At 50.7% G+C, this 7,974-nt stretch carries 6 protein-coding genes and 2 tRNA genes; 5 read left to right on the forward strand and 3 right to left on the reverse strand.

Annotated features, from left to right (window positions below):
- Positions 1-2: 2 nt before the first annotated feature.
- Positions 3-1,418: a glutamate--tRNA ligase gene (gene gltX / locus ACOTZP_RS09940; RefSeq protein WP_022648938.1), complete on the forward strand. Its 1,416-nt coding sequence runs from the start codon at positions 3-5 to the stop codon at positions 1,416-1,418.
- Positions 1,419-1,469: 51 nt separating this feature from the next.
- Here the strand turns inward: gltX and ACOTZP_RS09945 are convergent, their stop codons facing one another.
- Together ACOTZP_RS09945 and ACOTZP_RS09950 are read right to left on the reverse strand one after the other, a co-directional pair.
- A complete protein-coding gene (locus ACOTZP_RS09945; RefSeq protein ID WP_063149142.1) occupies positions 1,470-1,856 on the reverse strand; it encodes a YfeC-like transcriptional regulator in 387 nt (128 codons plus the stop codon).
- Between the two features lies 1 nt (position 1,857).
- Positions 1,858-2,220, reverse strand: a complete 363-nt coding sequence (locus ACOTZP_RS09950) for a YfeC-like transcriptional regulator (RefSeq protein WP_063853412.1) — start codon at positions 2,218-2,220, stop codon at positions 1,858-1,860.
- A 217-nt stretch (positions 2,221-2,437) separates the two neighbouring features.
- Between ACOTZP_RS09950 and ACOTZP_RS09955 the strand changes: the two genes are divergently transcribed.
- From ACOTZP_RS09955 to ACOTZP_RS09965, 3 genes are all read left to right on the forward strand, one after another.
- Positions 2,438-2,513: transfer RNA gene (locus ACOTZP_RS09955), tRNA-Ala, on the forward strand.
- A 41-nt stretch (positions 2,514-2,554) separates the two neighbouring features.
- Positions 2,555-2,630 (forward strand) — tRNA-Ala (locus ACOTZP_RS09960).
- 210 nt (positions 2,631-2,840) lie between these two features.
- Entirely contained in the window at positions 2,841-5,030 is a 2,190-nt protein-coding gene (locus ACOTZP_RS09965; protein WP_022648935.1) for an EAL domain-containing protein, read from the forward strand.
- Between the two features lie 45 nt (positions 5,031-5,075).
- Here the strand turns inward: ACOTZP_RS09965 and nupC are convergent, their stop codons facing one another.
- Complete coding sequence (nupC, locus tag ACOTZP_RS09970) at positions 5,076-6,263, reverse strand: nucleoside permease NupC (protein WP_022648934.1); 1,188 nt, start codon at positions 6,261-6,263, stop codon at positions 5,076-5,078.
- Between the two features lie 345 nt (positions 6,264-6,608).
- Here nupC and ACOTZP_RS09975 point away from each other — a divergent pair, with 345 nt between their 5' ends.
- Positions 6,609-7,847, forward strand: a complete 1,239-nt coding sequence (locus ACOTZP_RS09975) for an Nramp family divalent metal transporter (protein ID WP_032623830.1) — start codon at positions 6,609-6,611, stop codon at positions 7,845-7,847.
- The last annotated feature ends 127 nt before the right edge of the window (positions 7,848-7,974 follow it).

Here is a 7,974-nt window from a genome sequence, read left to right on the forward strand (position 1 = left end):
TCATGAAAATCAAAACTCGCTTCGCGCCGAGCCCGACAGGCTATCTGCATGTCGGTGGTGCACGTACTGCTCTCTACTCCTGGCTTTTTGCACGCCACAACAAAGGTGAGTTTGTGCTGCGTATTGAAGACACCGACCTGGAGCGTTCAACGCCGGAAGCAATTGAAGCCATTATGGATGGGATGAACTGGCTGAATCTGGAGTGGGACGAAGGCCCATACTTCCAGACCAAACGTTTTGACCGCTATAACGCCGTAATTGACGAGATGCTGGTCGCAGGCACGGCCTATAAGTGCTACTGCTCAAGGGAGCGTCTGGATGCGCTGCGCGAAGAGCAAATGGCAAAAGGCGAAAAACCGCGTTATGACGGTCGTTGCCGTCATGACCACAGCGAGCATGCTGCTGATGAGCCTTGCGTAGTGCGTTTTGCTAACCCGCAGGATGGCTCTGTTATCTTTGATGACCAGATCCGTGGCCCGATCGAATTCAGCAACCAGGAGCTGGATGACCTCATCATTCGTCGTACTGACGGCTCGCCAACCTATAACTTCTGCGTGGTTGTGGACGACTGGGATATGGAAATCACTCACGTGATCCGTGGTGAAGACCATATCAATAACACCCCGCGTCAGATCAACATTCTGAAAGCGCTGAACGCGCCTGTACCGGTGTATGCGCACGTATCGATGATCAACGGTGACGACGGTAAAAAGCTGTCCAAACGTCATGGCGCGGTGAGCGTGATGCAGTACCGTGATGACGGCTATCTGCCGGAAGCGCTACTGAACTATCTGGTGCGTCTGGGCTGGGCTCATGGTGACCAGGAGATCTTCAGCCGCGAAGAGATGATCGAGCTTTTCTCTCTGAACTCGGTAAGCAAATCAGCCAGCGCGTTCAACACTGACAAACTGCTGTGGCTGAACCATCACTACATCAATACCATGCAGCCAGAGTATGTGGCGACTTATCTGCAATGGCACATTGAGCAGGCAAACATCGATACCCGTACGGGCCCTGAACTGGCGGATCTGGTGAAGCTGCTTGGCGAGCGTTGCAAAACGCTGAAAGAGATCGCCGAGAGCTGCCGCTACTTTTATGAAGAGTTTGACGCGTTCGACGCCGATGCGGCCAAGAAACACCTGCGTCCGGTTGCGCGTCAGCCGCTGGAAGTGGTGCGAGATAAACTCGAAGCCATTACCGAATGGACTGCAGAAAATGTTCACCACGCGATTCAGGCAACCGCTGATGAGTTGGAAATTGGCATGGGTAAAGTCGGTATGCCGCTGCGCGTTGCGGTGACGGGGGCAGGCCAGTCTCCGGCGCTGGACGTGACCGTTCATGCCATTGGCAAATCACGTAGCGTTGCGCGTATCAACAAGGCGCTGGGCTTTATTGCTGAGCGCGAAAGCCAGCAGTAATGCTCGTGAAATACAAATAACGGCAGGGTAACCTGCCGTTTTTTATGTCTGTTATTCAGCAATACCAAGACGCGTGAGAAAACCCTGCAAACCTTCGCGAGCGAGCAGCTTGTGCAAACGTTCCTGTTCGACAGTTGTCATGTTTTCCAGCGAGTCGATAATTTGTGGAAGCAGGCTGGATGAGGTCGCCACGCCATAGAGTGAAGGGCTTTCTGCCACATGGTAAACAGCCCGACAGTTACGAATGGCGGGAAGGCTAATGATGTGCTCCTTAACGTGCGCATCAATACATATCACCCTCGCTCTTCCGCCTTTTACACCGTTGATACCCTCCGTTTTCCATCCTTTCTGTCGTATCCAGCGATTAACGGTTTGTCGGGCGACGCCCAGACTGTCCGCCAGCTCTTCCGTGGTCATTTTGCTGCGTAATCTTTTCATATTAGCGTTGGTCGCGAATCCCTAAGCGTTGTAACAATCCGGTAATCCCTTCCCGCAGTAACAGAGTTGTCATCTGCTTTTGCTCATCCGGCGTCATTTCATTCGCCAGCGTCAGGAGCAGGGCGTGAAGCGAGCCTTCGTGGTACGCCTTTTCTGGCATTTCCGGCGACTCTGTTACCCTGCGTGCGCTGCGAATAAAGTCGCGCACTTTTTCATTGACGTGTACCAGACGCGCCTTGCCGCCCTGAACGCCTGGTTTTGGCGATGTAATCCAACCCTCTTTGCGTACCCATTTATTGATGGTCTGTCGGCTATAGCCAGTCAGCAGGGCTAACTCTTCTGGCGTCATTCGTTCCTTGATCATACAATTTCCTGAATATCTGTGGGGTTAATTAGTGGTTCATTTTATAGCACCGTTTTACGTGAAAACGTGACAAGCTTAACTCCTGGCTGCGAGCAGACTCGCAAAGTGATTCATTTGCATGATTTTTCGGCGGTTGAAAGGCTGAGGTTGAATTTGCCGTTGACACTGTGCGGCGGAATTCATATTATGCCGCCCGTCAACATGACAGCTTTACGATGGGGCTATAGCTCAGCTGGGAGAGCGCCTGCATGGCATGCAGGAGGTCAGCGGTTCGATCCCGCTTAGCTCCACCAAACTCTGAACCCAACAGAGTACGGTAGGTAAAGTAACATGTGGGGCTATAGCTCAGCTGGGAGAGCGCTTGCATGGCATGCAAGAGGTCAGCGGTTCGATCCCGCTTAGCTCCACCAAAATTTAAACCCTCGTCGTCAGACGGGGGTTTTTTATATCTTGTAAAATATTTAGACTGTTTTTGTTGCAATTAACGTCATTTTCTATACCTCACCTCAATCCAAATCAATAAATAAGTCCATAAATAGACCTAAACTTGATTCGTCCAATTAATAAACCTATTATCGATCCGGTCAATAAGACGATGGTTAAATAGATTACCCGGATTAATGAATAGAAAAATTTACAATAATGTAAAAATATTTATGATTGCCCTGGCGCTAAGCCTGATTGCGATCCCCTTTTCCCGTTATATCTCTCCGCGCGCTATCGTTAACGAAAATGATGTTTATTTAGCGTGGCTGCCCTTAAGCGCCATGCTCGCCATCGTGTTGTTATTTGGACGACGGGCAATCATTCCTTTGTTGCTAAGTTTTAGTGTTACTAATGCTTATTACTTTGATTTAGCCCCGCTACAATCTATCGTTTTATTATGTTGTCAGACGTTTTCCGTCTTCGCCGCCTGTGGCGTTATCCGTTTGATGCTGGGCAAGCGCTGGCGCCACAGCATGCCGAATAAGTACATTGGTATACGTATTTTATGGCTCGGTTTTATGGTGCCTGTGGGCATCAAATTATCGATGTATCTGGCGGGGTATTTATTTGATTTCCCGGTAACAATCTCCTCCTATTTCGGCGAAGGCTCTGCAATTTATAACGTTATCGATATTCAGAGTCTGATTTGCGCCGCCCTGATTTTCACCATGATGTTCTATTATCCATTAAGAATGATTATTAATCCTCGCTATGCCCGAACATTCTGGCGGCGAAGCGTGAAGCCCCTCTTTTGCAACAAAAAAGCGTTATTTATCGTTGTGTGGCTGATGCTGTTGGTCTCAATGATCGCTATTTTATGCGCGCCTTTTGAGTCGCAGTTTATTGCGGGTTATTTGATGCCGACCGTTTTCATTCTTTTTACCCTGGGTATTGGTCGTTTGAGCTATGCGCTCATCTCTTTATTCTGGGCAGCCTCAGCGCTCATGTTGTTGACCTATAATTATAATTTTCTCAATGGCGTTGAATCGGGCCACTCGCTCTCCTTTATTCTGTCGGTACTCATCTCTTTCGCTATCTGCCTGCTTTACATGTCGCAGATCTATCAGAAAAGTGAATGGCTGAAACAGGGGTGGCAGGAGAGGGCGCTTACCGATCCGCTCACCGGTCTGCCTAACATTCGTGCGCTGGAAGTTTTTCTACAGCATCATCCTGAGGCCAAAGTCTGCTGCTTGCGTCTGGATAATCTGGAATTCCTGAGCCGTCACTACGGCATCCTCATGCGCGTGCACTGTAAAAAGATGATCACCGCGTCGCTGCAGCCGTTATTGCAAAAAGACGAGAAGCTCTTCCAGTTACCAGGCAGTGAACTGATGTTGGTCTTGCTGGGACCGGGCACGGCTGAACGTCTGCAATTTATGGTTGACCATCTGAACAGCCGTAAAATTATCTGGAACAAGACTGAGCTCGACATTGAGTTTGGTGCCTCCTGGGGGGAAGTGCCAAATGGAGAAAGCGTGCATCACACGCTGGGTCAGTTGAGCTGGCTGTCCGAGCAGTCCTGTTCCGGGCATAACGTCCTTGCGTTAACCAACAGTCTGGATGATGTTTCTGGTCATACGACTGACAGGGTGCTAATGCTGGCCCGTATAAAACGCGCCCTTGATATCGGTGGTCTCCATCTTTACGCGCAGCCAATTCACAACGCGCGCGGAGAAGGGTACTTTGAAATCCTTTCGCGTCTTGAAAGTGATGGTGAGATCATCACCCCTGACCGCTTTATTCCGCTGATTGCTCAGTTCAACCTGAGCCACCGATTCGACCTGAACGTGGTGGAAAAATTGCTGATGTGGATGCGCAGTCATCCATCCGGACGGGCCGGAACGCGGTTCTCCGTTAATCTGATGCCGCTGACGCTGATGCAGAACGAGATTGCAGCTGAGATCATCGCGCTTTTTGAACGCTACGCCGTTGCACCGCAAGATATCGTCATTGAGATCACCGAGGAACAGGCTTTCTCTGACTCGGGAAGCAGCATCAACAATATCCAGCAGCTGCGGGATTATGGCTTCCGCATTGCTATCGATGACTTTGGTACCGGCTATGCCAACTTTGAGCGCCTGAAGCGACTGGAGGCCGATATCATTAAGATCGATGGCTGCTTCGTGAAAGATATCTGCACCGACAGCATGGATGCGATGATCGTGCAGTCCATTTGCAACATGGCAAAAACGAAATCGCTTTGTGTGGTGGCTGAATATGTGGAATCGGCTGAACAACGCGAGATGTTGCTGCGATACGGCGTTGATTATTTGCAGGGCTATTTGATTGGTAAACCACTGCCCCTGACGGCGCTGGAGACATAAAAAAACCGGGAGCGATGGCTCCCGGTTTTCATTGAGCGGTATGGATTACAGCACCAATGCTGCGATAGAGGCAGACAGGACGCTCACCAGCGTTGAACCGTAAACCAGCTTCAGGCCAAAGCGAGAAACGACGTTACCTTGCTCTTCGTTCAGGCCTTTAATCGCACCAGCGATAATACCGATGGAAGAGAAGTTCGCGAAGGAGACCAGGAAGACGGACAGGATCCCTTCCGCACGCGGGGAGAGCGTGCTGGCAATCTTCTGAAGATCCATCATCGCCACGAATTCATTGGATACCAGTTTCGTTGCCATGATACTGCCCACCTGCAACGCTTCGTGAGCGGGCACACCCATTACCCAGGCGACCGGGTAGAAGATATAGCCCAGAATACCCTGGAACGAAATACCAAGTACGGCCGCAAACAGGGCGTTCAGCGCAGCGATCAGTGCGATAAAGCCAATCAGCATCGCGGCAACGATAATCGCAACCTTGAAACCCGCCAGAATGTATTCACCCAGCATTTCGAAGAAGCTCTGTCCCTCGTGCAGGTTTGACATCTGAATGTTCTCTTCGCTGGCATCCACGCGGTACGGGTTAATCAGCGAAAGAACAATAAAGGTGCTGAACATATTCAGAACCAGCGCTGCAACCACGTATTTAGGTTCCAGCATAGTCATATACGCGCCCACGATAGACATGGAAACGGTAGACATTGCTGTCGCCGCCATGGTGTACATGCGGTTACGGGACATCTTGCCGAGGATATCTTTATACGCAATGAAGTTCTCAGACTGACCCAGGATCAGCGAGCTGACTGCGTTAAAGGATTCCAGCTTGCCCATGCCATTAACTTTCGATAACAGGAAGCCGATTGCACGGATAACCACCGGCAGAACACGAATGTGCTGGAGGATCCCGATCAGGGCAGAGATGAAGACGATAGGGCAGAGCACTTTCAGGAAGAAGAAGGCCAAACCCTGATCGTTCATGTTGCCAAAGACAAAGTTAGTCCCGTCGTTGGCAAATCCGAGCAGTTTTTCGAACATTTCCGAGAAGCCTTTCACGAAGCCGAGGCCTACGTTGGAGTTCAGGAAGAACCACGCAAGTAAAACTTCAATGACCAGCAGCTGGACAACATAGCGAATACGAATATTTTTGCGGTCAGTGCTGACCAGCAATGCGAGTGCAGTAACGACAACGAGTGCCAGGACAAAATGAAGGACGCGGTCCATATTTGCTCCAAATATGAGGCAGGTTTAATTTCCGTGCACATTCTATGTAACAAGCACAAAGAAAACGAGATCAAGCCCACACTATAGTTACATCCTGTGACGAGTCTCAAAAATAGTGATCAACAATACATTTTTGTTATGTTAGGTAAATGAGTGAAAAGTTAAGTTTGTGTGCTACGCTTCACAAATGTCTGCGCATTTTCACATTCTGTGACCTTGCTCCACCTGCCTGTCTATTGTCCCTGGCTATCAGAGTAATCATGTTAACCATTACAAATGAACTTGATAATCATTCTCATTTTGATAGCATAAAACATAGCACAGGCTATATTTCCAGAGGCAGAAATGACGAATAGTCGCGTAGAGAGTAGCAGCGGCAGGGCGGCACGCAAGCTGCGGTTCGCATTAATGGGACCTGCATTCATTGCCGCGATTGGCTACATCGATCCGGGTAATTTTGCGACCAATATTCAGGCCGGGGCCAGTTTCGGCTATAAGCTGCTGTGGGTTGTGGTGTGGGCCAACCTGATGGCGATGCTGATTCAGATGCTTTCCGCGAAGTTGGGTATTGCCACCGGGAAAAACCTGGCGGAGCAAATCCGCGATCACTATCCGCGTCCGGCGGTATGGTTTTACTGGGTCCAGGCGGAAATTATCGCCATGGCCACCGATCTCGCCGAGTTTATCGGGGCGGCGATCGGCTTTAAGCTTATTCTGGGCGTCTCCCTGCTACAGGGCGCCGTGCTGACCGGTATCGCCACGTTCCTTATTTTGATGCTCCAGAGGCGGGGACAAAAACCGCTGGAGAAAGTCATCGGCGGCCTGCTGCTGTTCGTCGCTGCCGCCTATATTGTTGAGCTGATTTTCTCCCAGCCGAATCTGGTGCAGTTGACGAAAGGGATGGTGATCCCGTCGTTACCCACCTCTGAAGCCGTATTTCTGGCCGCCGGGGTGCTGGGGGCGACCATTATGCCGCACGTAATTTATCTGCACTCTTCTTTAACCCAAAATCTGCACGGCGGGACGAGTAAAGAGCGCTACTCCGCCTCGAAATGGGATGTGGCAATTGCGATGACCATTGCCGGATTTGTGAATCTGGCGATGATGGCGACTGCCGCCGCCGCGTTTCACTTTAACGGGCATACCGGGGTTGCCGATCTCGACCAGGCGTACCTGACGCTGGAGCCGTTGCTGAGCCATGCCGCAGCCACTATTTTTGGTTTAAGCCTGGTTGCTGCGGGACTTTCCTCTACGGTTGTGGGGACACTGGCCGGGCAGGTGGTGATGCAGGGGTTCGTACGTTTCCATATTCCACTGTGGGTTCGCCGTTCGGTAACGATGCTGCCTTCCTTTATTGTAATTCTGATGGGGCTGGATCCGACCCGCATTCTGGTGATGAGTCAGGTGCTGCTGAGTTTCGGTATTGCGCTGGCGCTGGTGCCGCTACTGATATTCACCAGCAACAAATCGCTGATGGGCGATCTGGTGAATTCGACGTGGGTGAAACGCGCCGGGTGGGCCATTGTGGTCGTGGTGGTGGCGTTAAACATGTGGTTGCTGTTAGGCACAGCAGCAGGCCTGTAAAAGAAAAAGGAGCCGTGAGGCTAATGCCGATCGTTTAAGGATCGGTTGACCGATCCAGCGGCTGGTGTAAAAAGGGTTCTGTGTTCATCATGGAGCCCTTTTTAAATGGAACTGTCCCAGGCCCTCG

The sequence above is a fragment of the Enterobacter cloacae complex sp. SYL001 genome (genome assembly GCF_049237025.1).
Classification (GTDB): Bacteria; Pseudomonadota; Gammaproteobacteria; order Enterobacterales; family Enterobacteriaceae; genus Enterobacter; species Enterobacter intestinihominis.